Annotated in this window: 2 protein-coding genes and 1 tRNA gene; all 3 read left to right on the plus strand. The window is 61.8% G+C overall.

Features of this window, described 5'->3' with window-relative positions:
• Positions 1–21 precede the first annotated feature (21 nt).
• Positions 22–98 (plus strand) — tRNA-Gln (locus ACR2JA_RS07265).
• Between the two features lie 97 nt (positions 99–195).
• Complete coding sequence (locus ACR2JA_RS07270) at positions 196–1179, plus strand: ribose-phosphate pyrophosphokinase (RefSeq protein ID WP_434008431.1); 984 nt, start codon at positions 196–198, stop codon at positions 1177–1179.
• Positions 1180–1266: 87 nt separating this feature from the next.
• Positions 1267–1600, plus strand: a 334-nt coding sequence (gene rplY, locus ACR2JA_RS07275; protein WP_434008432.1) for a 50S ribosomal protein L25, incomplete at its 3' end; no start/stop codon positions are given.

Below are 1600 nucleotides of genomic sequence, written 5' to 3' on the forward strand. Positions count from 1 at the left end.
TGTTGAACAGGCCTCCTGCGTAGGGGAGTCGCCAAGTTGGTAAAGGCACCGGATTTTGATTCCGGCATGCGAGGGTTCGAGTCCTTCCTCCCCTGCCAGATTTTTTGACACACAGCACAAGAGACAGGCCGCGAGACATTCCGTTGAGCGGCCTCTTTTTTCGCCATTGACGCCGCCGGGATCGCCATGCACGACATGAACACATCCAACGTCCAGCCACCGGATTTCATGATCTTCACCGGCAACGCCAACCCCGTGTTGGCTGCCGAGATCGCGCAACACCTCAACACCCAGCTCGGTTCGGCCAATGTCGGCCGCTTCTCGGACGGCGAGGTCACGGTCGAGATCACCCAGAACGTGCGGGCGCGTCATGTGTTCGTGGTGCAGTCCACCTGTGCACCAACCAATGACAACCTGATGGAACTGCTCATCATGGTCGACGCACTCAAGCGCGCGTCGGCCGAGCGCATTTCCGTGGTCATCCCCTACTACGGCTACGCCCGCCAGGACCGCCGTCCGCGTTCGAGCCGCGTGCCCATCACCGCCAAGGTGGTGGCCGACATGCTGCAGACCGTGGGCGTCTCGCGCGTGCTGACCATGGACCTGCACGCCGACCAGATCCAGGGCTTCTTCGACATCCCGGTCGACAACATCTACGCCTCGCCGGTGCTGCTGGGCGATCTGCGCGCCAAGAACTACGAAGACCTGCTGGTGGTCTCGCCCGATGTGGGCGGTGTGGTGCGCGCCCGTGCGCTGGCCAAGCAGCTGGGCTGCGACATGGCCATCATCGACAAGCGCCGCCCCAAGCCGAACGTCTCGGAAGTGATGCATGTGATCGGCGACATCGACGGCCGCAACTGCGTGATCATGGACGACATGATCGACACCGCCGGCACGCTGGTCAAAGCGGCCGAGGTGCTCAAGGAGCGCGGTGCCAAACACGTGTACGCCTACTGCACGCACCCGATCTTCTCCGGCCCCGCCATCGACCGCATCGCCAAGGGCAACGCGCTGGACGAGGTGGTCGTGACCAACACCATTCCCTTGTCGCAAGCCGCCCAGGCCTGCAACAAGATCCGCCAGCTCTCCGTGGCGCCGCTGATGGCCGAAACCATCGCGCGCATCGCCTCGGGTGAGTCGGTCATGAGTTTGTTCGCCGATCAGGACGGTCTGTTCTGACGCGACAAAAAGCAGGCTGCACCGTGTGGTGCGGCCTTTTTCAAACCGAGGCGTTCTGGTCGCGGAACCCCTCAACAGGAGTCAGTCATGCAATTCGTCGCTTTTGAGCGCGCCAAGCAGGGTACGGGTGCGAGCCGCCGTCTGCGCATCACCGGCCGCACGCCCGGTATCGTCTACGGTGGCAAAGGCCAGCCGCAGCTGATCGAACTCGATCACAACGCGCTGTGGCATGCCCTGAAAAAAGAGGCCTTCCATTCCTCCATCCTGGACATGGAAATCAATGGCACCAGCGCCCAAGTGCTGCTGCGTGACGTGCAATACCACCCGTTCAAGCAACTGGTGCTGCACATTGACTTCCAGCGCGTGGATGCCAACACCAAGATGAACAAGAAAGTGCCGATCCACTACAGCGGTGAAGAAG

This window comes from Hydrogenophaga sp. (genome assembly GCF_051007235.1).
Classification (GTDB): Bacteria; Pseudomonadota; Gammaproteobacteria; order Burkholderiales; family Burkholderiaceae_C; genus Hydrogenophaga.